This window comes from Herbiconiux liangxiaofengii, from assembly GCF_041927335.1.
In the GTDB taxonomy this organism is placed as follows: Bacteria; Actinomycetota; Actinomycetes; order Actinomycetales; family Microbacteriaceae; genus Herbiconiux; species Herbiconiux liangxiaofengii.
In genome coordinates this window covers 336266-359361 of the sequence record NZ_JBHFHD010000008.1, presented here as the reverse complement: position 1 = coordinate 359361, position 23096 = coordinate 336266, and the positions used below count along the sequence as shown (strand labels likewise).

Sequence of the window (23096 nt, the reverse complement as noted above, 5' to 3'; positions counted from 1 at the left end):
GGGAGGGTTCGACGCAGTCCCGCTACGAGCCCGGGGTCGGTGTCGTCGTCTTCGTCGCCGTCGTCTCGACGGCCCGGGTGAGCTCGGTGAAGAACCGGGCCACCAGTCGGGCGTCGTCGTCGCTCAGATCGTCGGCGATCCGGGCCTCGGCCCGGCCCCCCACGTCGTGCTGCTCCACGAAGGCCACCCCCGCCGGTGTGAGCGACAGGGCGAAACCGCGGCGGTCGACGGTGCTCGGCGCGCGATCGACGAGCCCGCGGCGAACGAGCTTGTCCACCAGGGTGGTGACCGAGGCGCTCCGGATCGCCAGCATCGTCGCGAGCTCCTTCGGCGACATGGTCGCTCCGTGCCGGGCGGCCGAGCTGAGGACGAGCATCGTCGTCCAGGCCGCGTCGGAGAGCTCCGTCGTGGCCCGCAGCCGACGCCGCAGGCCGCTCTGCGCCGCGATGAACTCGGAGAGTGCCGCTGTCAGATCCTGTCGCTCGGAGCCGATCGGCCTCTCGCTGTCTGTCACGCCCTGACTCCCTCGGTACCGCTGTGTGTCCTGCCGCCACCCCGAACGCGCAGGGTGACCCTGAGAACCCTACGCCGGTCGAGTCTGATTGAGGGAGGATGGCCAGGATGCGGTCGCCGGGCTCAGCCGAGAGCGGATGGACGCCGGGCCGCGAGAAGGATGCACAGATGGACTACTCCGCCGCTTTCGACGATCTCTCCCGCGCCCTCCTGGCCGACCCCGACGACGACGTGTCGGTCGAGGGCCAGACCCTCCTGGTCAAGGGCGTCGCGTTCGCCGTGGTCGTGGGCGACGACCTCGTGGTCGACCTGCCCGCCGCCCGGGCCGCCGACCTCATCGGCCGCGACGAGGCACGCGGCGCCGAGGGCCCCGCGCCGGCGAAGGGTCGCTGGGTGGCTGTGGCCGACCGCCAGAACTGGGGCGAACTGGCCTCAGAGGCGCACCAGTTCGTGGGTGAGCCCGCCGTCGGCGGCGACTCCTAGGGCACCGTCGGCGAACGGATGCGGCCGGGTCAGCGCGTGGTGCGGATCATGCGCGGCCCGGCCCAGGCGATCAGCGCCAGCACGAGCACCACGAAGCCGAGCAGCACGGGCACGAGCGGCAGGGCGAGCAGCGCCGCACCCACGAGCAGCGGCGGAACAGTCATCCCCGCGAAGGCCAGCAGGAAGATGCCCGAGGTGACCTCGCTGCGGTTGGCGCCCGAGGCGAGCGAGCCGGCCGTGGCCAGCGCACCTCGGAACACCAGGCCGACTCCGCCGCCGGCCACCACGCCGCCGCCCACGAACAGCACGCCGGCCGCGGCCTCGGCCGGCACCGCGGCGAGGGCCGCCGCTCCCAGCAGCACGAGCCCCGTCACCATGGCGGACACGCCGATCTCGAGCTGGCGGCGGGTGGACACCCGCACGAACAGCACCTGGGCGAGAACCGCGGCGCCGAACACCGAGAACGCCACCACGCCGGCCACCAGGTGGTCGGTCTGGTGCAGCAGCTGCGCGAGGAAGGTGGGAGCCACCGAGCCGAAGAGCCCGGTGATGGCGAACGCGGCGAACCCGCCGATGCCCGCGGCCCAGTAGGCGCCGCGGCTCTCGGCCGGCACGCTCACGCGCTGTGGCCGGTACGGCGCCGGGGCGCTCGGCCGGGTCACCGTCTCGGGCACGAAGGCGTACGCGAAGCCGATCACCACGAGGGCTGCGATGAACACCACGAACGGCGCCACCAGCGGCTGCCCGGCCCATTCGGCGAAGACACCGCCGATCAGCGGACCGAGGGCGAGCCCGCCCATGTTCGCCACGCCCGCGATGGTGGCCGCGAAACCGATCGAGGCGCCGGGCCGGGCCAGGCGGCGCAGGTCGGCGAGGTGCGCGGTGGCGGTGGCGGTGAGGATGCCGATGCCGAGCCCGGCGACGAAGCGGGCGACCACGAGGCCCACGGCATCCGGCCACACCAGGAACAGCACCGCCGCCACGATCTCGATCGCCGCCGCGGCCAGGATGACGCGCCGCCGGCCGAGCCGGTCGCTGAGGTGCCCGGCGAGGTACAGCGCGAGCATGACGCCGGTGGAGTACGCGGCGAAGATCACCGTGACCACCACGGTGGGGAACCCGTCACGCTGCTGGTAGAGCGCGTAGAGCGGGGTGGGCACCGTGTTGAAGGCCATCATCACCAGGAACGCGACGGCGGTCACCCAGAAACCCGCCGAGTGCGGCAGGGTGAGGCGGCTCCGCGATGGCCGGCGCGACTGCCCGTTCAGGATGCGGGCGGGCCGCACGACGGGGCGTGAAGCGGTGACGGGTTCGAGCGATGTGGTCATGGATCGATCCTGCGTCGCCACATTGATCGTGTCCAACGATTTATCATGCAGAGTGTCATCGACGCGATCTATGATCGCTCTCATGGAGACCCGCCTACTCGAGTACTTCGTGGCCGTGGCCGACGAACTGAGTGTCACCCGCGCGGCCGAACGGCTGTTCGTGGCGCAGTCCACCGTGTCGGCGGGGCTGCGCAGTCTCGAGGGGGAGCTCGGGGCCGCCCTGTTCGAGCGCACCACGAAGACGGTGCGCCTGCTGCCCGCGGGCGAGGTGCTGCTACCGCTCGCCCGCGCCCTGATCGACGACGTCGAGGAGGTGCGCCGGGCGGCCTCCGAGTCGCGGGCAGGCCTCCGCGGCCGGGTGCGCATCGGCACGTTCACGGCGCTGACGGTGCTCGACCTGCCCGACATGCTCGGCCGGTTCCGCCGCGACCACCCCCTCGTAGACATCCAGCTCGTGTCGTCGCCCGTCGGTTCCACCGGGCTGATCGCCGATCTCGTGCACGGCCGCCTCGACCTGGCGTTGCTGGCTCTGCCGGCGCCGCCCGAGCTCGACGCGTGGCCGGTGGCCGAGTTCCCCTTCGTGGCCCTGGTGCCGGAGGGCCATCGCCTGGCCGCGGCTCCGTCGGTACTGCTGGCCGATCTGGCCGGAGAGGAGTGGGTCGACGTGCTGCCGGGCTACGGCAACCGGGTGCAGCTCGACCGGGCTCTGGCCGACCGCGGGCTCACCCGGCGGGTGGCCGCGGAGGTGGCCGACCTGCCAAGTGTGGCGCCGTGGGTGGCGGCGGGGTTCGGGGTGGCCGTGGTGCCCGACGTGATCGAGGCGCCGGGCTGCGCGGTGCTTCCGCTCGGCGAGGTGCTGCCGCCCTGGGTGGTGTCGCTCGCGGTGCGCCGGGGTGCGGCCAGGCGACCGCTGATCGGCGCGCTCACCGACGCCCTCGGCGCCGGCGCGTCTTCGGAGTGATTCTGGAGGGTGTTGACCTGCCCGTGTTGAACACGTCATCCACCGTGCACAGCGAGAGCATCATTCGCTCGTGGTCCACGTACACATTCGACACCGCAGGGCGACTCACCAACGCCACCATCCCCGGACACACCCTCACCTACGAGTTCGGAAACACCCCGGCCGGGACGTGCGCTGCCGGCTCCAGCCCCTCCGCGGGCAAGAACGGTCACCACTACCGCCAGCACCCCGGCAAACATGATCCGCCCGGCCAAGACCATCACCGCCGCCACCCTCACCTACGACCCCAAGGCAACATCACCCGCCTCGGCGACCAGACCTTCACCTACGACCACGCCGGCCGCCACTCCAACACCACCGTGCTGGACGGAGCCGCCGGAGTGCCCGGAACGAAAGTCGACTACACCAGAGACGCCACCGGCGCCGTCATCTCCCGCACCGAAACGCCCGTCACAGGCCCTCCGACCGTGTACCGCTACACCGGCCCCTTTGTGCTCAACGGCAGCACCCCCGTGCAACGCACCCTAGGACTCCCCGGCGGGGTGACCGTCTCCATCCCCATCAGCTCCGACCCGGCAGCTGACATAGCCGCCCGAAAGTGGTCCTACCCCAACATCCACGGAGACAACACCTGGACCACCGACAACACCGGCACCCGCACCGGCTTCTTCCTCTACGACCCCTTCGGGCAACCCCTCGACCAAACCAACAAGGTCATCGGAAGCGCCACCGCGGATGAGGCGATCCCCAACAACCTGCCCGGCGAATACGACCTTGGGTGGGTCGGAGGCAAAGGGAAGGGCTACGAGCACGTGGGCTCCATCTCGATCATCGAGATGGGGATGCGAATGTACGGGCCAGGGCTTGGGCGATTCCTGGCGGCAGATCCAGTCGCCGGAGGAAATACGGGTTGGTACAACTATCCCAACGACCCCGTGAACATGTTCGATCTGGATGGTAAGCGCCGAGACTGTGGAACTACTTCCTGCAACAAGTCGTTTTATGCATCTCCGGCCAACGTCCGCACGTATGGGGGTGGTTTAGGTAGCACTGCCAAGATGGCATTGGATCGACCATATTTAACTCCGGGCACGGCATACAAATTTCTTCAAATCAAGTGGGATGAGGTGCACGGATTCCGTTATTCCTTCACCCAGAGCGAACAGTTTGCGGAGAGGAAGGTGCTCGACCTATTGGCGCACGTCTTTGCGTACACAAGCGGCCTCCAGGCCTTCGATCGGATGGGTATCGAACCGACGGGAACCGTTAAGCAGCAATTGGCCTGCCATGCGCTCGGCGAGATGGGATCGGCCTTCGGTCTGGCAGACACTTACGACCTGGAGCTAAATAGGCCGGAGAATGCCTCGTGGCTTGTCGAGGCACCGTTCCGTCGTGTCTGAACGTGCGGTGGCTGCTGCGTGCAACTGGTGAGGACGGTCGCCCCGAAATGTTCGCCGTATGCATGTGTATGGAGTGGCGTTACTCCGTAGAGGCTCTCCGGTAGGCCATCCATGCAATACCCGCCAATACCGCTGAGATCAGTGCGGTGACAATAAGGACGGTTAGACCCCAGTCAGGACCAAATTCGCTGCGCGCGCCGTGGAGCGTATAGCGGCAAGTGACGCCAATTGGCCACCAGGAGCGCACGGGCTCTACCGATCCCATGAGAGCTCCGTCATCCGCTGTAATTGGGCAAGGGTAGGAAGGGCTGACTACCAGCCACAGCGTGAACAGCGCCAGACCCATGCCAGCGACCACGGTCAACAGGACGGCCATTAATTGAAGATTCGGTCGTGTAGCTCGCACAAATGCAGCCTGCCGCAACTTTCCGCTGTCCGTGGCATATTTCGCCTACTTCGACATGCGAGCCGTCAGGATTAGACTTCGCGGCGTGACCGCCCCTAGAACGACGCAAGACAGCAAGGATGCGGTCGCGCAGCTGGGTCCCTAAAGCAAGGGGATCGCGATTTGCCGGCGTTCGACGACATATGGCGTCTTACCGGACTCATGGAGTGCATCCATGGATCCCGAACCGCTGGCTACGGAGGGAACACTCATGGTGCTGTTCGGGCAGGACGGATTAATACAAACAGCATCCGCCTTAGACGTTGCTCGGCTCAGCGGCGAATGGATGACGCAAGATGGCCGCAAGGGTCGACATCGAACGCCAGCCCGTTCGGCATAGCGCTTGACACCCATGCTTTCAGGCAGCTGACAATGAACCTACGTCTATCTGGGAGTCACCCACACGCTAGCCCTGTGGAGAGCTAGGCATGTCGGGCTGGTCTTTCGGGCCCCCTGACGGCGGCCACGGCAGAGCGTCGATCTCAGCCCACACAGAAGGTCGGCGGGTCTTCGGAGTAGTCGACGATGTCGATCCTGATCGGTTTACTGACGGCCCTCGCCATGTTCGCGTCGACTACCCGTCTCTGGGGGCGAACGACTCGGCTCGCCATCTTCATCCTTGCGGTATCAACAACGTGCCTCTACGGGGAACTTGCGGCAGGGCCATTACTCAGCACCTGGGAGGAATGGAACCCGCAATCGGCTTCCGTCCTGCAGTCATGGCTGGCAGGCTTAGGTATCTCGGCTCTGGTCGGGTTTTCTTCAGCGGCGTTCTCCTTACGGCAATTCTCGTCCAGCCCAGGCGACGGCCCGATCTCAGTCGGACTCGACAGCTGGTACACACCGTCACAAGGCGAATGAGATCCACGCGCTGGAGGGGTCCAGGTGCGGGCCCACGCCGAGCGGCGCCCTGGCCGACGAGGTGGCCGACCTGCCGAGTGTGGCGCCGTGGGTGGCGGCCGGGTCCGGGGTGGCCGTGGTGCCTGAGGTGATCGAGGCGCCGGGCTGCGCGGTGCTGCCGCTCGGCGAGGTGCTGCCGCCGTGGGTGGTGTCGCTCGCGGTGCGCCGGGGAGGGGGGGGGCGGCGAGGCGGCCGCTGATCGGTGCGCTCACCGACGCCCTCGGCGCCGGGGCGCGGCCTCGGGCCGCGGCTCCCTGAGCCGGCGGTGGTACCGAGCGGGCCGGGAACCCCGGCGAACTAGAAATCAAGGGTCTGCTGTTCCCCAGGCAATGGTCAGCCATCGCAAACCTATTGCCGCTGGCGCAGCATTTCTTCCAAGAGACCCGAGAGTGTTTGCACGGAGTCAAACAGGTGCTGGAGCGCTTCGGCGTCACCCGCAGAGCCATGCACCTGTTCCCGTGCGGCGGCGACTGATGGCAGTGAGGAGGAGAGCTTACGGCGTGCATCGCCTGAGCCATCACGAGGAGTCAAGTACGGTACGCCCATTCCGTTCAGAGCCGCGTTGACCGCCCGGTGACATCCTCGCGCCACCGCTTCATCGGGGCCAGAGAGCGACTCGAACTCGAATCGAAATGAGAGTATGGCGGCGTTCGGCCATAGAGACGTCAGGTGTCCTTCAGCCTCAGTCTCGATGAGAACCAGATTGCCTGCCTTGATCTGGCGGGCTGTGTCTACGTCAAGAGGATGGATTGCCCGATAGACGAATACTGAGAGCATCTTTCAAGCGTAGAGCGGTCGCTGAATCGATTGTCGGAGCGCTGCGTAGCCTCACGTCGTTGCAGTCGCTCTCAGCCGTGAGAGCGGCGTCACCACTGAGCAGATCGGCAGATCGCCACCGACTTCGGTATCAGCCACGCAATGCCGCAGCGGATTACGCCGTGAGGAGCCAGCCGTGACACGAGCGAACAGAGCACTAGGGATCAGCGGGGTCGCCCTTCTCGCGATCGCCATCGGGCTGCGACTGTTCCTCGGTCTGAGGGACGAAGATCTGGCACCCGGCCAAGCATCCCGCGTCTCCAGCTTCCTGTTCGGCCTGGGAATCGCATCGATCGGCTTGGCGATAACTTTTTCCCTGATGCTACGAGCGGCTCTTCGTGCACGAGCGAGGCTGGCTGCTCAAAGACCAGGAGCGATCGTCTACATCGTCGTTGCGGACGCGTTCCTCGACGCGGGATTGGCGATATTCGGACTGGCTCGCAGCAAGAGACGCATCTATTCAGCTCTCGCGGCGGATGCGGACGGTCTCACATTGGGCGACGGAAAGAGTCAATCGATCACATCCCGGTGGGATGAAGTCCAATTGCTGGCTTCTGTCGAGGGGAGGGCAAAACACAGCATCACGACCTGGGCAAAGTTGAGAATCGCGCTGAGGCATTCCGGACGAGAAGGAGTGGTAGACCTGAGCGTCCTTCCCGAAGGGAGCCTCGCAAATCCCACGGCTCGACAGGTGGATGAGATCGCGCGGCAGATCCGAGAACGAAGGTCCGAGCACGAGGTCTCGTAGCCTTCTCGCCGCCGAGCCAGCAGAGTATGCGACGGATTGCCCTAGTGTCGATGGCGGATCGTGGTCTGTGACGCAAACGGAGTCGGGGGCGGGAATGTCTGGTTCGCAGGTCGTTCAGCTGGTGCTGCTCCTAGGGCTTTCGGGGTCGTTCGGACTCGTGTTGGCGATGTTCGTGTGGAATCACGTCTTCCACCAGCGTGTGAGACGACGTAAGCCCAACGACCTCGACGACGAATTCGACCTCTCGTGACTCCCGCCGCCGAGGAAAACATGCTCGTTTCGAGCATTCGGCAGATGATGAACAGAGCGCGAGCCGCAGGCCTGTTCGTCGTTGCTGCGGGCGGAGCTCTCGCTCTCTCCGCTTGTACGACCAGCTATCAAGCGCTCGCGCGAACCGACGACGGTGGCGTCACGATCTTGATCTGTGACGACAGATTCGTTGTCGACGTTGACAACTCCTCGATGCAGGGGCCAGGCATGGACATGGAGCTGTGGAGCGCATCCGGCCCGGGGCTGACTGCCCCGTTCGAGGTGACGTATGGCGTCTTACCGGACTCATGGAGTGCGTCCATGGATCCCGAACCGCTGGCTACGGAGGGGGCACTCACGGTGCTGTTCGGGCAGGATGGAGAGACGCAAACAGTAGCCGCCTTCGACATCGCTCGGCTCAGCGACGAATGGATGACGCGAGATGACCGCAGGGCTGCTGAGGGGTGCTCGGATTTCGAAGGCTGAACCATTCGGGTGCAGAAAGACCTCGCGGAGCGCCTGCTTGCGCAGGCCAAAATGATTGGGAATAGCGTTGACCCGCAATGACGCAGGTGTCTCGGAGTTTGTCGACTTCGTGGATGGAACCAACCTCGAAGGTCCCGACCCAAGAGGAGTTTGGCGCTTTCGCGCAGGTTCGGAACAGCGGCCGCACGATCGTCCGACGGTCGAGATTGACGAAACCGTTTTCCGCGACATTCGTGAGCGGATTGTGAGTTCTGCTGAAGGCATTTGGCCTGGCGACGATGAGCAGACTATTTTCTACAGACTTCTATCAATTCACCTCGAGGAAACAATTCTCACGTCAACAGGACTCAGAATGATCCGACTCACTGAGGAACCAGGGACCTTTCATTCAGTTCCTGAATCCTCGTCGTGATGAAGCGCCGCGTATGGTTCGTGTGCCCAAGCTGATGTTTGAAGGTCAGTACAAGCGGTCAGTCGCGTCGACTAGGAGGCAGTGGCGTCGGGCTTCAAAGTGTTCCGGAGTCCTCCTACGGGCGTGAGGAACGAATCGATGACAACGGATCGTTAGTGGTGTGAGGCGGTGACGGGACGTACGCCATTGCTATGGTCGCTCCTCACGACTTTGATCGCTTAGCTGGCCGCTGGTCTGCTGTCTATTTGCGCCCATCTGCTTGAGTGGCATGATCTTTGCGGTGACCTAAATCTCACTGCCTTCGACCCTGTTGGCCGGCAAAGAGATCTGGACCAGCTGGACGGGGGCGTATCTGGAAACTGCGACGGTGATTTTCTTCGCAGGTGCGGTCCTGATCGGCTTGCTGACGGCCTCGCAATGTACGCGTCAACTAGGCGAATGACTCGGCTTGCCATCTTCGTCTTTGCGCTTCGCAGTTCTTCTCCAGCACAATCGAAGACCTGATCAAAATCGGAATCGATAGTCAAAAAGTAGGCGACTCGTGACGGCAATCGTGCCCCTCGTTGCGGCTGTAGTTGGACTTTGCGTCGGTCTTTCTCTTGTGATATTTCGAGAGCCGATCACCAAGTACCAAGCTGCTCAGTTGCGGTCCCGTTATGGCCCGCTTGGCGAACGGGCTGCTAGGAAGGCTCGCCCTTGGTTCACGGCAGTTGTTGGGTCAGGAATGATGTTGCTCGCTGTAACGATTGGCCTGTCGGGAGTGCGCGCGCTGATCGCTGGAGGCTCGTGATTTCTGATGACCCGAATCGCCGTTCGCGACAGAGTTGTCCTCAAACGGGTAGCTTCTAACGCAACAAACATTGGCGCTGGAGGCGTGTTATTCGCGCCGTACTGATGGTGGTGAGCAATGGCTGACAAGCGGGGGTTCTGGGTCGCCGTGCTTGGTGCTCTGTTGTGCGCGACTGGTTTCATCGTTGTCCAATTCGTGCGCGCCTACCGGCAGGAATTCGGGAGGATGGACACTGCGTCTGTCGTTGCGGCCGCGATGGTCGTCGCGGTGATCGTGCTCATGTTCATGTTCTGTGGCGCATCTGCCCTGGTCGCGGGATGGGGGCGGAGATCCGACCACCTGAAGTCAATGAGGACCTGGGATGTTCTCGCCCCAGCGTTGAGAACCGATCGTCTCTCGGACGACCTCCGCCGCCTCGGGCGACCGTCAGGCCTGCCATGGGGCCTGACTCTGGCGGCGAACTCTGAGGGCGTCGGGTTATGGGCGGGTCGGTCGACTTTTTCCTGTGAGTTGTGGCTTCCTTGGCAGAATGTGGTCGAGCTCGACCAGGGGGTAGCCAAGAATGGTCTCGAGTCGTGGCGGGCGGTAGGGGTTGTCGTGCTCTGGGCCGATCAGATCGTTCGATTCGACGTTCCGATCACCGGCGGTTTTCCTTTCGGTGCGCGCATAGCGACGGAAGAGGCGGTGAACGACCTTCTCCATCGCCTACGTGAACTCAGAGCAGTCCCCGCTGCCTGAAGGCGACTATCTCTTAGACATCTAAGACTCCCAGCCACCGCATACTGTGACCCTCGACACCCATCCACGCCCGGCCATAATCGGAGCGTGCTCTTCATTGCCCGTGGTATCGAGGATGACCACTACTGGGTGGTCCAGGAACTCGACGGTGCCCTGGTGGAGACCCCGTGGCGGGTCGAGTCTGTCGAGCACGAGATGCGGTGGCTAATCGACGAGTGCGGAACGCTCCTTCTTGCAGGACATTTGTTACTGGTGCATCACTCGCCCATTTCGTTATGAAACTGGTCTCGTCTGCTAAGTCTTCGGCCATCAGACTGGTTCCGTGGACCAGATTCCTTCAGAGAGCTCGCCCGTTCCAGAGCAGAAGGAACAGGTCACGCATCGGAATCGAATATCCCTCGCTCTGCGTCTCGCCGGTGGCCTAGTTCTTGTTGTCGTCATCGCGATTGTCGGTTCGATCGCCATTCGCAATGTCACCGCCCCGAAACAGTTCGATCTCTATGAGCCGGTCGCGTTAGACCCGAGCTGCGACGTGAGGGATGATGGCGAGGGCGTCATCGTGGTGATGACACTCAAGCCGAAGCCGGCGATGGATCCCTCCAATTGGCAAGTTCGTGCCCAGGCGGTAGATGCATCGAACGCAACAATCGTGGGTGTCGATCTTTGGGAGGGCGGCGTTGGATTTGCTGCGGAAGATGCTGCGCCAACTGCAGCAATGATCAATTTGCCCTGGCAGCGGGGATTGTTTGATCCGACGACGGCCCAGCTGACCGAGGCGACCCCAATCAACGTGGCAATCGCTATCACTACAAAAGAAGCCAGCGAGCCTGTCGAGCTTGGTCCGATTCAAATAATCACTACCACAGGCGAACCCGAATACGTTCAAACCTTTTCAGTACTGCTGCACGCGCACCTCGACGTATGCGAAGTATCCACGGTTGCAGCAGCGACCAGATAGCTTGGGCACGGTGGTGGGCAGGACCGGACGCCTGCTAGACGGGCGAATCCGTTCGACGTGAAGTCACAACTAGCGTCTAGTGCGTCGCGACACGGCCCAGAGCGCGATGGCGGCCAGGGCGAGCAGCGTGGGCAGCGTGGTGATCCAGATGGGGATGTCGATCGGCAACGCTCCGAGCAGCAGGGGCCCGGCGACGGATGCGCCCGCCAGCACCCAGAGGACCCGCACCGTGGTGAGCAGCCGGCGCGCGGTGGTGCTGCCCGGCTCGGCCGGCATCCGTTCGTCGAACTCTGTCACCCCTCAAGCGTAAGCGGGTTCGACCACGCGCCCGCCCGGAACGACGAAGGCCGCCGCCCCCACCTCGAAGGGTGGTGGGCGACGGCCTGCGATCGGGCCGAGCCGACCGACGTCAGTCGATCAGGACGTCAGTCGATCAGTAGGTCGTCATCGACGCGGCGCCGATGCCCGCGACGACACCGATGATCGCGAAGATGATGCCGAGCACGGTGAGCACGGCGCCCACGATCACGCCGGCGAGGGCGGGCGTGTTCTTGTACCCGGCCTTCTTCGACTGGCTCAGCGCGATGGCCGAGATGATCAGGCCGATCACGTTGAAGAAGATCGCGACGATGAGGCCGACGATGCCGAGGGTCTTGCCCGGGAAGTCGGTGCCGGCGGGCGCGGACTGCGGGGACTGCGAAACAGGGTTGGTCATGTGATTCCTCCCAGAGATGACGGTTCGTCGAATAACCTACTGGGCCTGTGCCCATTTCGGGAGGGTCGACTGGCCTGTTCGTGAAGATTGGGTGAGGGTGGAGGGGTGAAGACCACCCCGATAGCCCGCACCGACCTCCGCCCGTCCGTCGTCATCCTCGGCCTCATGCGCATCGCCGAGCTGAGCGACGACGAGATCCGCACCCTCGTGGGCACCGCGCGCGACGCGGGCATCACCATGTTCGACCACGCCGACATCTACGGCGGAGAGCGTCACGGCAGCGAGCGCCGCTTCGGTGACGCCGTCTCGTTCTCGCCGGCCGAACGCGAGCAGGTGGTGGTGCAGTCGAAGGTGGGCATCCGCGACGGCTGGTTCGACTTCTCGGCCGAGCACATCCTCCGCACGGTCGACGAGTCGCTCGAGGCGCTGCGGCTCGAGCACCTCGATCTTCTGCTGCTGCACCGCCCCGATGCGCTCGTGGAGCCCGAGGAGGTGGCCGAGGCCTTCGACGCCCTGGAGGCCGCGGGCAAGGTGCGCCACTTCGGCGTCTCGAACCACACCCCGGGGCAGATCGATCTGCTCGCCCGCACCGTGCGTCAGCCGCTCGTGGTGAACCAGGTGCAGCTGAGCCTCACGCATGCGCCGATCATCGCCCAGGGCGTGGCCGCGAACATGGTGCGGCTCGACCAGTCGGTCGACCGCGACCTCGGGATGCTCGACCACGCCCGCCTGCACGACATCACGCTGCAGGCGTGGTCGCCTTTTCAGAAGGGCTTCTTCGACGGGGTCTTCCTGGGCGATCGCGAGCACTTCGCCGAGCTGAACGACGTGCTCGACGAGCTGGCCGCTGCGTACGGTGTGACGCCGATCGCCATCGCCACGGCCTGGATCACGCGGCATCCGGCCGGAATTCAGGTGGTGCTCGGGAGCACCAACCCGAACCGGGTGGCCGATGCCGCCGCGGGCGCCGACGTCGTGCTCACCCGGCAGGAGTGGTACCGGCTGTTCACGGCCGCCGGCCACCAGTTGCCCTGAGCCACGTTTCGCGCGGCCCGATCGCCCCGCGCCCGGTCGCACCGGTTCTCGACATTCTGTCGCACCGGTCGGGGCCGGGGAGGTTCTATATCTGGAGTGAGGATTCGCGAAGGAGGATGTCGTGACCCGTTCACCCTCACCCCGCGACGGCCTGCACCACCTGGTGGAGGCCATCGGGAACCTCCCGGTGGTGGCGCACGACCGGCACCTCACGGTGATCGACTCGAACGCGCTCGCGCGGGCGCTCACCCCGTTCTTCGAGGTGGGGGTGAACCTGGCGCGCTCGGCGTTCCTGGACGAGTCGGTGGGCCACGGCGAGCCCACCTGGCCCGCGCTGGCCGAGGACATCGGGGCGGGGTTCCGGCTGAGCCTCGACCGGCACGAGGCCGACGACGAGTTCCGCAGCGTGATCGGGGAGCTCGCCGCGCAGAGCCGATCGTTCTCCGAGGTGTTCGCGCGCGACTCCTCATCGGTGCGGGGCAGCGGCGCGTGGACCTTCCGGCCGGGAGACGGGCCGCCGATCACCCTCGTCTTCCATCGCCTCCCCGTGCCGGGCGACGAGCACGACACGCTGCTGGTGTGGCGGGCTGCCGACGCCGCGTCGGAGCGGGGCCTCGCCGCCCTGGCGGCCGGCGCAGCCCGCGCGTCCGACTGAGGGGAGTCCCGATCGTCGACGGCTGATCGGGGAGGCCGGCTGATCGGGGGTGCTCAGTCGTCGTCGGGGTCGTCGGGGTCGTCGGATCGCCGGGTCTCGGGGTTCTGGCCCCAGACCGTGGTGCCGTCGGGAAGCCAGGTGGCCTCCACGTCGACGAAGCTCTGCGGCTGCTGGTCGCCCTGCGACGGCCGCCCGGTGACGGCGATCGAGCCCCGGATCAGCAGGCCCGTGGCCGGGAACCGGTCGTCTGGCACGCAGTTGGCGGAGTAGGTGCCGTTCGTCTGAACCAGCACCACGCACACGTCGCCGTCGATGTCGCGCGCCACGTAGAGCGGAACCCCCGGCATCGAGAGCGTGCGCAGGGTCTCCTCGCGCAGCTGCACGTTGTAGAGCAGCGGTGGCTGGTCGCCAGGGGCCTGCGGCCGGTCGAAGATGGCGAGGGCCGTGCCGGCGTCGGCGAACGGGGCTCCGTCGCCGCCCGCCGCGTCACCACCGGATGCCGCGACGGTCTGCGCGAGGCCGAAACCGGCGGCGCCGCCGAGCACCGCCACGGCGAACGCGGCGGCCACCACCCCGGCGAGCCGGCGGCGCCCGAGGCCCGAGGCGGTGGGCGAGGGTGCGGCGGAGCGGATGTCGGCCGGGCCGTCGGCTCCTGAACCGTTCGCGACACCGTCGTCGAGCCCTTCGTCGTCGGGCCCGGCGGGGTGGCTCGCAGAGTGCCCGGCGGCGCTCGGCCGTGCGGCGGTGACGGCGGTGACGGTGGTGGCCGCGGCCACGGATGCCGCGGCCACCGCCGCGTCGATGGCCCTTCGCTCCTCGGCCAGCTCCGCATCGAGCCGCCGCAGCTCGGCGGCCGCCCGGTCGGCCCGGGGCACGGCGTCGGCCGCGCCGGGCTCCGCCCGCGCGAAGGCGACCCGCTGCAGCTCGGCCCGCCGGGTCGAGGGAGCGGGCTCGCCCGCGGGCGACGGCGCATCCGGATGCTCACGCCACCACAGAGCGTCGAGCACGTCGTGGCGACCGTCGTACTCGCGCTCGACCCGCTCGCGGAACGCCGCATCGCGTCGCGCCCGCAGGTACTCGCTCGGAGCCGCCATGGCCACCTCCCCTCACACGGTAGACCCGGGCGGGCCCGCGCGGAATGCCCGTCGGCGCGGCATTCCCCGCCCGAGAGCCGAGGGCTAGGGTCGGGGGAATGGACCCCGTCGACGCCCTGAGCGAGACCGCATTCCTGCTCGAGCGGGAACTGGCCCCGGGCTTCAAGGTGAAGGCCTTCCGGCGGGCGGCAGCAGTGGCCGCGGAGTGGGCGCCGGAGGAGCTGGCCGCCCGCGCGGCCGACGGCCGGCTGGCCCGCGCGAAGGGCATCGGTGACCGCTCGCTCGAGATCATCCAGCAGGCCCTCGAGGGCCGCGTGCCCGGCTATCTGGTCGACCTGCGCGCCCGCACCGGCGAGAAGCTCGACCCGGCGGCGAAGGCCCTGCGGGAGCAGCTGCGCGGCGACCTGCACGCGCACAGCGAGTGGTCCGACGGCACCACCGACATCCCGTCGATGGCCGCCGCCGCGCGCGCCCTCGGCCACGAGTACCTGGCGCTCACCGACCACTCGCCGAACCTGAAGATCGCGCACGGGCTCACGCCCGAGCGGCTGGAAGCCGAGCTCGAGGTGGTGGCCGAGGTGAACCGGGGCGCCGAGGGGTTCCTCCTGCTCTCGGGCATCGAGGTCGACATCCTGGCCGACGGCACGCTCGACCAGCAGCCCGAGCTGCTCGACCGACTCGACGTGGTGGTGGCGAGCGTGCACTCCAAGCTGCGCGACGACGGCCCGCCCATGACGGCACGGATGCTCGCTGCCGTGCGAGACCCGCACACCGACGTGCTCGGCCACGTCACGGGCCGCCTCGTGCAGGGATCGCGCGGCACCCGGCCGCAGTCGTCGTTCGACGCCGCCGCGGTGTTCGCCGCCTGCGCCGAGGAGCGGGTGGCGGTGGAGATCAACTCCCGCCCCGAGCGGCAGGACCCGCCGGACGACCTGATCGCCTTAGCGCTCGAGGCGGGTTGCCTGTTCAGCATCGACTCCGACGCGCACGCGCCCGGCCACCTGGGCTTCATCGACCTCGGGGCCGAGCGCGCGGCCGCGGCCGGGATCCCCGCCGACCGCATCGTCACGACTTGGCCGCTGGACCGCCTGCTGGAGTGGACCGGCCGGCAGCGCTGACCCGGGCCGGCGGAACGCCGGACCGGCATCCGCCGCCCGCTCAGGGCCGCTCGCTTCAGGGGATGATGCGCGACGCGCGGTACCGCTCGACCTTGTCGAAGAAGCTCGCGGGCGTGGTGCGGAAGCCGAGGAACCCGGCTTCGCGGCTCTTGTTCATGCTCGTGAAGCACTCGAGGTTGCGGCCGAGGTCGCCGTCGGTGTGCCACCAGCTCGCCAGGCGCGACACGTCGCCCTCGGCGAGACCGTGCTCGGCCGCGATCTCGCGCCAGACCTCGGCGGCGTGGCCCATCCGGTTCTCCAGCGGCGCCGGCTCGTTCTCGAAGCCCGCCCACTGCACCCCGAAGTGCTCGGCGATCCGCGGCCACAGGGTGCGCCAGCGGAAGACGTCGCCGTTGGCGATGTTGAAGGCCTGGTCGCGGCCCGCCGGATCGGTGGCCGCCCAGACGAGCTGCTCGGCGAGCAGATCGGAGTCGGTGACGTCGGTGACCCCGTTCCACTGTGTCTCGGAGCCCGGGAAACGGAACAGCTCGCCCGTGCGCGCGCAGATGGTGGCGTACACCGAGAGTGTCAGCGCCATGTTCATGGCGTTGCCCACCGCGTAGCCGAACACCGTGTGGGCTCGGTGCACGCTCCACGTGAAGCCGTGCTGCTCGGCGCCGGCGAAGAGCTCGTCCTCCTGCGCGTAGTAGAAGTTGGGGCTGTCGAGCCGCTCCGACTCCTCCTCGAACGGGGTGTCGGCCATCACGCCGGTGGCGTAGTTGTCGAACGGGCCCAGGTAGTGCTTCAGCCCGGTGAGGAGGGCCACGTGCGTCACCGCGCCCCCGGCGGCGGAGGCACGGATCACGTTCCGCACGATCGCGCTGTTCACCGCGATGTTCCCGGCCTCGTCGGCCTGCCGCATCCAGGCTGTGATGAACACGAGTTCGGGGTCGACGCCGGCCAGCGCGGCCTCCAGCCCCTCGGCGTCCAGCAGGTCGGCGGCGATGGGCCGGACGCCCTCGACGGGGGTGGCGAGCGAGCGCGACACCCCGAAGGTCTCGAAGCCCTGCTCGATCAGCTGCCGGCAGAGCGCCTGGCCCGCGATCCCGGTCGATCCGATCACCAGCGCGCGGCGCCCCGTTGCGGTCGTAGACATGGTTCTTCCCTCTCGTCGGCTGTTCAGGTCTAACGTACACTTCGGGTTCACGGCCGCGGGAGCCCGCTCGAGATTCGCGCGAAGAACGCCGGAATTCCGCCATTCCAGCCGAATAGTTATCAAAAGCGGTTGTGAACACTTGACCGCGAGTGTAAAGCTATACTCAACGACGGACCCGATGATGGGCACTGACGATCATGGAGACAGTATGAGCGCAACGGAGCGACGGCAACCCGCACTGACGAGCTCGCGGTGGTCGATCTCCCGTGGTCTCGTGACCGTGGGGATCGCCGTGATCGCCCTCTTCATCGTGAGCGCGGTCTTCGCCCCGTCGAGTGTGTCGCAGGGCGCCGTGCTCGGCATGCTCCCCTTCGCCGCCGTGCTCTCCTGTGTGGGCCTCGGGCAGATGCTCGTGGTGCAGCAGGGGGGAATCGACCTGTCGATCCCCGGTGCCGTGTCGCTGGCCATCGTGGTGGTCAGCCGCATCCCGAACGGCGACGACTCGCTGCTCGTGCCGGCGCTGCTGCTGGCCGTGGGTCTCGCGGTGCTGGCGGGTCTGCTGAACGGCCTGCTGATCGGCCGCCTCGGGCTCAACGCCATCATCGCCACGCTCGGCACCAACGCCCTGCTCTTCGCGGTGGTGCTCGGCATCTCCGGCGGCAGCCCCACCTCCACCACGCAGCTGCTGCGCGACGTGGCCGGCGGGCTGAGCTTCGGCATCCCCAACTCCGTGTTCTTCGCCCTCGCCGCGTTCGTGCTGGTGACCCTGCTGGTGAAGAAGACCGTGGCCGGCCGGCGGTTCGAAGCTGTCGGCGCCAACCCCGTCGCCGCCCGGGCCACCGGTCTGCGCGTGCGCACCCACCAGGCCGCGGCCTATGTGTGGGCCCAGCTGCTCTACTGCCTCGCGGGCATTCTGCTCGCCGGCATCACGGCGCAGCCCACGGCGTTCCAGGGCAACGCCTACCTGATCCCCGCCGTGGCCGTGGTGGTCCTCGGCGGTACGAGCCTCCTCGGCGGTCGTGGCTTTCCGCTCGCGACCGTCGTGGCGGCGGTCTTCCTCAGCCAGCTCGACCAGTTCGTGCTGGCGGCGGGCGTGCCCTACGCGGTGCGCTCGATCATCCAGGCCGCGGCGCTCGCCGTGGGCGTGGCGCTCTACACCATCGACTGGGCCGGCCTGCGAGCCCGGCTGGGGTTCAGGCCCCGCGTGCGCGCCGCCGTCTAGTACTCGTTCTCCGAACACCAATCCCGAACCCGAGATCACCGCGGCAGAGGCGCCGCGCACAGTGAGAGGAACCATCCCATGGTCATTCGCAGAAAAATCGTCCTGGCAGCAGCCGGCATCGGCGTCGCCGCCCTCGCCCTCACGGCCTGCAGCTCAGGGGCACCCTCCTCGAACGGGTCGGTCGCCACCGGCGCCCCCGTCGAGGGCGCACCCGACTGGTGCGGCCCCAACCAGATCACGCTCGGTCTGCTCGACGGCTTCGGCGGCAACAGCTGGCGCAAGGTCACCACCGCGGCCGGTGCCGACGAGGTGGCCAAGTGCCCGAGCGTCACCGGCTACGAGTACGCCGACGGCCAGGGCGACACCCAGAAGTCCATCGCCGACATCCAGGGCATGGTCGCCAAGGGCGTGAACGCGCTGGTGGTGTTCCCGGATGCCGGCGAGGCCATGCTTCCCGCCCTGCGAAGCGCCTACCAGGCCGGCGTCGTGACGGTTCCCTACCGGGTGAACCCGGGCGGCCAGGACGGCACCGACTACGACGCCTGGATCGGCGCCGACTTCGCCACCGACGGTGAGAACTGGGGCAAGTGGATCAAGACCAACTTCCCCGACGGTGCCAAGATCCTCTTCCTCTCCGGCCCCAAGGGCAACAGCCAGGGCGAGGACGAGCTCACCGGCATGAACTCGGTGCTCGACGGCGGCGCCTACGAGTTCATCGGCGAGACGCCCTTCGAGCCCACCAACTGGGACCCGGCGGTGACGCAGCAGGTGCTCACCAGCGCCATCGCGAAGAACCAGCAGATCGACGTGATCGTCTCCGACTTCGGCCCATCCCTCGTGGGCGCCCTGCCGGAGTTCACCAAGAGCGGCCGTTCGATCCCCGCCCTGGTCACCACCGACGGCAACGTGCTCGGCTGCTTCTGGAAGGACAACCAGGCCGCGAACCCCGACTTCAAGATGATGACGGTCGCCACCGGCAACGACAACGTGCGCCTCGCCGTGCAGTACGCCGTGGCCAAGGCCACCGGCGGCGTTCTGCCCGACACCACCACGTTCGACGCCCCCACCTTCGAGGACTCGGTGTCGTCGACGCCGAACCCGGTGGAGTGCGAGGCCGACCTGCCGGGAGACATCTTCCTCTCGGCCGAGATGTCGCCCGAGGACCAGGCGGCTCTGCTCAAGTGACGAACTGAAAGCGACTCCGTGGACACACAACTGCACGACGTCGACACCACCGTCGCCGTTCTCTCGCTCACCGGCATCTCGAAGTCGTACTCCGGGGTCTCGGCCCTCAGCGACGTCTCGCTGGAGGTGCTGCCGGGGGAGGTCCACGCCCTCCTCGGCGAGAACGGCGCCGGCAAGTCGACACTGATGAACGTGGCGTCGGGAACGGTGCAGCCCGACGACGGCCGCATCCGGGTGAACGGCGACGAGATCGACGGGCTCAGCCCGGCGCTCGCCGCCCGGCTCGGCATCGCCATCGTGCACCAGCACCCGGCCGTGCTGCCCGACATGACGATCCTCGAGAACCTGCGGGTGGCGCTTCCCGCCTCGGTGTTCGAGGGCAAGGGGCCGCTGGAGGAGTACGCGACCCGGCTCATCCGGGAGTCGGGGCTGACGGCACACCTGGGCGACCGGGTGGAGACGCTCAGCGTGGCGCAGAAGCACCTGCTCGAGATCACCAAGGCACTCGCGCTGGAACCGCGCGTGCTGGTGCTCGACGAGCCGACCGCCCCGCTCGGCCAGGACTCGGTCGACCTGCTCTTCGCCCGGGTGCGCGAAGCGGTCGCCCGCGGCACGGCCGTCGTCTACATCACCCACCGCATGGCGGAGGTGCGCCAGCTCGCCGACCGGGTGACGGTGCTGCGCGACGGGAAGCTCCGCGGCGTCGCCCGGGTCGACGAGGTCACCGACGACGAGCTGCTCACCATGATCGTCGGCCGGCAGATGGAGTCGACCTTCCCGCCCAAGTACACCGCCACGGCCGACGACGACATCAACCTCGTGCTCGACGGCATCACCGGAGACGGCTTCGTCGACGTGTCGGCGGCGGTGCGCCGCGGCGAGATCCTCGGCATCGCGGGCGTGGTGGGCAACGGCCAGAGCGAACTGCTGCGCTCGCTCGCCGGGCTCGACGGATTCACCGGCCGCATCGTGGTGGGCGGCCAGGAGACGAGTTCGTCGCAGCTGCTCGGCAAGACGGCGTACATGCCCGCCGACCGGCACACCGAGGGACTCATGATGACCCTCACGGTGCGCGAGAACGCCGCCGTCTCCGCTCTCAAGCGCTTCAAGCGATGGGCTCTCGTGAACCGCGCCGCCGAGGTGCAGACGGTGGGCGGCACGCTCGACTCGCTCGCCGTGAAGGCGTCGTCGATGGATGCGGTGGTCTCCTCGCTCTCGGGCGGCAACCAGCAGAAGGTGGTGATGGCCAGGGCGCTGCTCTCCGAGCCGTCGATCGTCGTCGCCGACGAGCCCACCCAGGGCGTCGACGTGGGAGCCCGCCTCGAGATCTACAAGATCCTGCGGGAGGTGTCGGCATCCGGCATCCCGGTGGTGGTCGCCTCGTCGGACGCGAAGGAGCTCGAGGGCCTCTGCGACCAGGTGATCGTGATGTCGCGCGGCAACGCGGTGGGCACCCTGGTGGGCGACGAGATCACCGAGACCCGCATCGTGCAGTCGGCCGTGACGTCGACGGCGCACACCGCCAACACGCAGCTGGCCACCGAGAACGTCGCGAAGTCGACACCGTTGCGCCGCTTCATCCAGGGCGACTACGCCCCGTCGGCCCTGCTCGTGGCCGTGATCGCGGTGCTCGGCGCCTTCATCTTCAGCCAGAACGTGCGCTACCTCTCCGACTTCAACATCTTCTCGGTGCTGATGCTGGTGAGCGCCCTCGGCTTCATCGCCCTCGGGCAGACCATCTCCCTGCTGATCGGGGGCATCGACCTCTCGGTGGGGCCGCTCGCCGGCTTCCTGGTGGTGGTGGGGTCGTTCTTCGTCAACGACGGCCAGCCGTTCGGGGTGATGGGGCTCGGCATCCTGCTGATGTTCGTGCTCGCGGTGGCCACGGGGTTGATCAACGGATCGTTGATCAGGTTCGGCAAGTTCACCGCCATCGCCGCCACCCTCACGCTCTACATCGCGCTGCAGGGCCTCAGCTTCCTGCTGCGCGACTCGCCCGGCGGCTACATCGCGGGCTCGTTCACGGCGCTCGTCACCACCCGCGTGGGGCCCGTGCCGCTGGTTTTCGTTCTGCTCGTGGTGCTGACCGTGCTGCTCGAACTGCTGCTGCGCAAGCGCAAGTGGGGCTGGCGCCTGCGGGCCACCGGCTCCAACGAGGAGGCCGCCCGGCGCATCGGTGTGAACATCGACCGCACGGTGGTGTTCGCCTACGTCGCCACCTCAGTGCTCGCCTTCCTCGGCGCCATCGTGCTGATGACCCAGATCGGCGTCGGCGATCCGGCCCAGGGCGTCTCGTACACGCTCACCAGCATCACCGCGGTGGTGCTCGGCGGAACCTCGCTGCTCGGCGGCCGCGGCACCTTCGTGGGCAGCCTGTTCGGCTCGATCCTTCTCATCCAGGTGCTCAACGCCACCACCTTCCTGGGGCTGTCGCAGATGTGGCAGTACATCTTCCAGGGCGTGCTCATCCTCGTCGCCGCGGTGTTCTACTCGGTGGCGCGGCGACGGCGCAAGGTGCTGGTGTGATGCGGGCCGCGGTCTATCACGGCGACCACGACATCCGGGTCGCCGAGGTGCCCGCCCCGTCACCCGAGCCGGGGTCCGGCGAGGTGCTGCTCCGGGTGGTGCGCTCCGGGCTCTGTGGAACCGACGCCACCGAGTGGGCCGTGGGCCCGAAGGTCTTCCCGGTCACGGTGCCCCATCGGGTCACCGGGCACGTGGGCCCGATGGTTCCCGGGCACGAGTTCGTGGGCGAGGTGGTGACGGCGGATGCGTCGACCGGCTTCCAGCCCGGTGACCGTGTCGCGAGCGGGGCCGGGGTGTGGTGCGGCACGTGCGCGCGCTGCCTCGAGGGCCGCACCAACCTGTGCGAGCGCTACTACACGTTCGGTCTCAGCACCGACGGAGGCATGGCCGAGTACGTGGCGGTGCCGGCGCGCACGCTCGCGCGCATCCCCGAGGGGCTGTCGTTCGACCACGCCGCGCTCGCGCAGCCGCTCGCCGTCGGCATCCACGCCGCCCGGCGTTCGGGCGCCCGCACCGGCGACCGCGTGCTCATCATCGGCGGCGGGGCGATCGCGTCGTTCGTGCTCGCAGGGCTGCGTCATCTCGTGGACGCGTCGGTGGTGGTGGTCGAGTTCCCCGGCCCCAAGCAGGCGCGCGCGCTGCGCTTCGGTGCCGCGGCCGTGGTGAGCCCCTCGGATGCGCTCGCCGACGAGGTGGTGGCGGCGTTCGGCGGGGTGCGTCCCGACGTGGTGATCGAGGCCAGCGGGGCCCCCGGCCAGCTCGCCACGGCGGTGTCGCTGGTGCGCGACGGCGGGCGGGTGCTGGCCGTGGGGCTGCCGAAGGCGAAGCCGGAGCTCGACGTGCACTCCCTCGTGTTCCGCGAGGTCACCATCGAGTCGAGCCTCGCGCACGTGTGCGACGACGACCTCGGCCCGGCGCTCGACATCCTCGCCGAGGGCGTGGTGGGGCCGGAGCTGCTGGTCGACGTGGTGCCGCTGTCGGCGCTCGGCGAGCAGCTCGAATTGCTCGTGCAGGGCAAGCTCGACGGCAAGGTGCTGATCGACCCGTGGGCGTGAGAGGGGCGGCCTGCCGATTGATAGGCTGGAGCGGACGTTCTAGGAGGCGCTCATGGTCGGAGCAGTACTGATCGGCGTGGTCGGTCTGATCACCCTCATCGCAGGCGGGCTCGGCGTCGCCGCACTCAT

Annotated in this window: 23 protein-coding genes; 16 read left to right on the top strand and 7 right to left on the bottom strand. The window is 67.5% G+C overall.

The window, feature by feature from the left end; translation table 11 throughout:
* Window positions 1-22 precede the first annotated feature (22 nt).
* Window positions 23-514: a MarR family winged helix-turn-helix transcriptional regulator gene (locus ACEXOR_RS08035; RefSeq protein ID WP_374849001.1), complete on the bottom strand. Its 492-nt coding sequence runs from the start codon at window positions 512-514 to the stop codon at window positions 23-25.
* Window positions 515-681: 167 nt separating this feature from the next.
* Between ACEXOR_RS08035 and ACEXOR_RS08030 the strand changes: the two genes are divergently transcribed.
* Window positions 682-996 carry a hypothetical protein gene (locus tag ACEXOR_RS08030; RefSeq protein WP_374848999.1) on the top strand — a complete coding sequence of 105 codons (315 nt, stop codon included), beginning with the start codon at window positions 682-684 and terminating at the stop codon, window positions 994-996.
* 29 nt (window positions 997-1025) lie between these two features.
* On the opposite strand, the gene ACEXOR_RS08025 is transcribed toward ACEXOR_RS08030, so the two are convergent.
* Window positions 1026-2324, bottom strand: coding sequence for an MFS transporter (locus ACEXOR_RS08025; RefSeq protein ID WP_374848997.1), 1299 nt, complete (start codon window positions 2322-2324; stop codon window positions 1026-1028).
* Between the two features lie 82 nt (window positions 2325-2406).
* Between ACEXOR_RS08025 and ACEXOR_RS08020 the strand changes: the two genes are divergently transcribed.
* The 3 genes from ACEXOR_RS08020 (at window position 2407) to ACEXOR_RS08010 (ending at window position 6229) form a co-directional block, all read left to right on the top strand.
* Entirely contained in the window at window positions 2407-3285 is an 879-nt protein-coding gene (locus tag ACEXOR_RS08020; RefSeq protein ID WP_374848995.1) for a LysR family transcriptional regulator, read from the top strand.
* Window positions 3282-4685, top strand: a complete 1404-nt coding sequence (locus ACEXOR_RS08015) for an RHS repeat-associated core domain-containing protein (protein ID WP_374848992.1) — start codon at window positions 3282-3284, stop codon at window positions 4683-4685. The genes ACEXOR_RS08020 and ACEXOR_RS08015 overlap by 4 nt, the downstream gene beginning before the upstream one ends.
* A 1367-nt stretch (window positions 4686-6052) precedes the next feature.
* A complete protein-coding gene (locus tag ACEXOR_RS08010; RefSeq protein ID WP_374848990.1) occupies window positions 6053-6229 on the top strand; it encodes a hypothetical protein in 177 nt (58 codons plus the stop codon).
* 149 nt (window positions 6230-6378) lie between these two features.
* Here the strand turns inward: ACEXOR_RS08010 and ACEXOR_RS08005 are convergent, their stop codons facing one another.
* Entirely contained in the window at window positions 6379-6807 is a 429-nt protein-coding gene (locus ACEXOR_RS08005) for a hypothetical protein (RefSeq protein ID WP_374848988.1), read from the bottom strand.
* Window positions 6808-6982: 175 nt separating this feature from the next.
* On the opposite strand from ACEXOR_RS08005, the gene ACEXOR_RS08000 reads away from it, so the two are divergent.
* The 5 genes from ACEXOR_RS08000 to ACEXOR_RS07980 all read left to right on the top strand — a co-directional run bounded on the left by ACEXOR_RS08000 (window position 6983) and on the right by ACEXOR_RS07980 (window position 11227).
* The gene (locus ACEXOR_RS08000) at window positions 6983-7594 is read left to right on the top strand and encodes a hypothetical protein (protein ID WP_374848986.1); all 612 of its coding nucleotides are present in this window, start codon (window positions 6983-6985) and stop codon (window positions 7592-7594) included.
* A gap of 246 nt (window positions 7595-7840) precedes the next feature.
* The gene (locus ACEXOR_RS07995) at window positions 7841-8329 is read left to right on the top strand and encodes a hypothetical protein (protein ID WP_374848984.1); all 489 of its coding nucleotides are present in this window, start codon (window positions 7841-7843) and stop codon (window positions 8327-8329) included.
* Window positions 8330-9648: 1319 nt separating this feature from the next.
* On the top strand, window positions 9649-10269 hold the full coding sequence (locus ACEXOR_RS07990) for a hypothetical protein (protein WP_374848982.1): 621 nt from the start codon (window positions 9649-9651) through the stop codon (window positions 10267-10269).
* 87 nt (window positions 10270-10356) lie between these two features.
* Complete coding sequence (locus ACEXOR_RS07985; RefSeq protein WP_374848980.1) at window positions 10357-10548, top strand: hypothetical protein; 192 nt, start codon at window positions 10357-10359, stop codon at window positions 10546-10548.
* A 43-nt stretch (window positions 10549-10591) separates the two neighbouring features.
* Window positions 10592-11227, top strand: coding sequence for a hypothetical protein (locus ACEXOR_RS07980; protein WP_374848978.1), 636 nt, complete (start codon window positions 10592-10594; stop codon window positions 11225-11227).
* A 69-nt stretch (window positions 11228-11296) separates the two neighbouring features.
* Here ACEXOR_RS07980 and ACEXOR_RS07975 read toward each other — a convergent pair whose 3' ends face one another.
* Both ACEXOR_RS07975 and ACEXOR_RS07970 read right to left on the bottom strand, forming a co-directional pair.
* On the bottom strand, window positions 11297-11524 hold the full coding sequence (locus ACEXOR_RS07975; RefSeq protein ID WP_374848976.1) for a hypothetical protein: 228 nt from the start codon (window positions 11522-11524) through the stop codon (window positions 11297-11299).
* Between the two features lie 136 nt (window positions 11525-11660).
* Complete coding sequence (locus tag ACEXOR_RS07970) at window positions 11661-11942, bottom strand: hypothetical protein (RefSeq protein WP_374848974.1); 282 nt, start codon at window positions 11940-11942, stop codon at window positions 11661-11663.
* Window positions 11943-12047: 105 nt separating this feature from the next.
* On the opposite strand from ACEXOR_RS07970, the gene ACEXOR_RS07965 reads away from it, so the two are divergent.
* Together ACEXOR_RS07965 and ACEXOR_RS07960 are read left to right on the top strand one after the other, a co-directional pair.
* Window positions 12048-12977, top strand: a complete 930-nt coding sequence (locus ACEXOR_RS07965; protein WP_374848972.1) for an aldo/keto reductase — start codon at window positions 12048-12050, stop codon at window positions 12975-12977.
* A gap of 121 nt (window positions 12978-13098) precedes the next feature.
* Window positions 13099-13632 carry an MmyB family transcriptional regulator gene (locus tag ACEXOR_RS07960; RefSeq protein WP_374848971.1) on the top strand — a complete coding sequence of 178 codons (534 nt, stop codon included), beginning with the start codon at window positions 13099-13101 and terminating at the stop codon, window positions 13630-13632.
* Window positions 13633-13685: 53 nt separating this feature from the next.
* On the opposite strand, the gene ACEXOR_RS07955 is transcribed toward ACEXOR_RS07960, so the two are convergent.
* On the bottom strand, window positions 13686-14726 hold the full coding sequence (locus tag ACEXOR_RS07955; protein ID WP_374848969.1) for a hypothetical protein: 1041 nt from the start codon (window positions 14724-14726) through the stop codon (window positions 13686-13688).
* Between the two features lie 98 nt (window positions 14727-14824).
* Here ACEXOR_RS07955 and ACEXOR_RS07950 point away from each other — a divergent pair, with 98 nt between their 5' ends.
* On the top strand, window positions 14825-15844 hold the full coding sequence (locus ACEXOR_RS07950) for a PHP domain-containing protein (RefSeq protein WP_374848967.1): 1020 nt from the start codon (window positions 14825-14827) through the stop codon (window positions 15842-15844).
* 55 nt (window positions 15845-15899) lie between these two features.
* On the opposite strand, the gene ACEXOR_RS07945 is transcribed toward ACEXOR_RS07950, so the two are convergent.
* On the bottom strand, window positions 15900-16979 hold the full coding sequence (locus ACEXOR_RS07945; RefSeq protein WP_374848965.1) for an SDR family oxidoreductase: 1080 nt from the start codon (window positions 16977-16979) through the stop codon (window positions 15900-15902).
* 274 nt (window positions 16980-17253) lie between these two features.
* Between ACEXOR_RS07945 and ACEXOR_RS07940 the strand changes: the two genes are divergently transcribed.
* The 4 genes from ACEXOR_RS07940 (at window position 17254) to ACEXOR_RS07925 (ending at window position 22967) form a co-directional block, all read left to right on the top strand.
* Window positions 17254-18201 (top strand): ABC transporter permease, encoded by a 948-nt coding sequence (locus tag ACEXOR_RS07940; protein ID WP_374848963.1) that lies wholly within the window; start codon window positions 17254-17256, stop codon window positions 18199-18201.
* 78 nt (window positions 18202-18279) lie between these two features.
* A complete protein-coding gene (locus ACEXOR_RS07935; RefSeq protein ID WP_374848961.1) occupies window positions 18280-19386 on the top strand; it encodes a substrate-binding domain-containing protein in 1107 nt (368 codons plus the stop codon).
* 18 nt (window positions 19387-19404) lie between these two features.
* The gene (locus ACEXOR_RS07930; protein WP_374848959.1) at window positions 19405-21912 is read left to right on the top strand and encodes an ATP-binding cassette domain-containing protein; all 2508 of its coding nucleotides are present in this window, start codon (window positions 19405-19407) and stop codon (window positions 21910-21912) included.
* Window positions 21912-22967 carry a zinc-dependent alcohol dehydrogenase gene (locus ACEXOR_RS07925; RefSeq protein ID WP_374848957.1) on the top strand — a complete coding sequence of 352 codons (1056 nt, stop codon included), beginning with the start codon at window positions 21912-21914 and terminating at the stop codon, window positions 22965-22967. The genes ACEXOR_RS07930 and ACEXOR_RS07925 overlap by 1 nt, the downstream gene beginning before the upstream one ends.
* Window positions 22968-23096 lie beyond the last annotated feature (129 nt).

What these genes read in the sequence shown, in the direction of transcription:
- ACEXOR_RS08030 (WP_374848999.1), top strand. Translation starts at nt 682, where the DNA reads ATGGACTACTCCGCCGCTTTCGACGATCTCTCCCGCGCCCTCCTGGCC.
- ACEXOR_RS08025 (WP_374848997.1), bottom strand. Translation starts at nt 2,324, where the DNA reads ATGACCACATCGCTCGAACCCGTCACCGCTTCACGCCCCGTCGTGCGG.
- ACEXOR_RS08020 (WP_374848995.1), top strand. Translation starts at nt 2,407, where the DNA reads ATGGAGACCCGCCTACTCGAGTACTTCGTGGCCGTGGCCGACGAACTG.
- ACEXOR_RS08005 (WP_374848988.1), bottom strand. Translation starts at nt 6,807, where the DNA reads ATGCTCTCAGTATTCGTCTATCGGGCAATCCATCCTCTTGACGTAGAC.
- ACEXOR_RS07990 (WP_374848982.1), top strand. Translation starts at nt 9,649, where the DNA reads ATGGCTGACAAGCGGGGGTTCTGGGTCGCCGTGCTTGGTGCTCTGTTG.
- ACEXOR_RS07970 (WP_374848974.1), bottom strand. Translation starts at nt 11,942, where the DNA reads ATGACCAACCCTGTTTCGCAGTCCCCGCAGTCCGCGCCCGCCGGCACC.
- ACEXOR_RS07955 (WP_374848969.1), bottom strand. Translation starts at nt 14,726, where the DNA reads ATGGCGGCTCCGAGCGAGTACCTGCGGGCGCGACGCGATGCGGCGTTC.
- ACEXOR_RS07950 (WP_374848967.1), top strand. Translation starts at nt 14,825, where the DNA reads ATGGACCCCGTCGACGCCCTGAGCGAGACCGCATTCCTGCTCGAGCGG.
- ACEXOR_RS07945 (WP_374848965.1), bottom strand. Translation starts at nt 16,979, where the DNA reads ATGTCTACGACCGCAACGGGGCGCCGCGCGCTGGTGATCGGATCGACC.
- ACEXOR_RS07935 (WP_374848961.1), top strand. Translation starts at nt 18,280, where the DNA reads ATGGTCATTCGCAGAAAAATCGTCCTGGCAGCAGCCGGCATCGGCGTC.
- ACEXOR_RS07925 (WP_374848957.1), top strand. Translation starts at nt 21,912, where the DNA reads ATGCGGGCCGCGGTCTATCACGGCGACCACGACATCCGGGTCGCCGAG.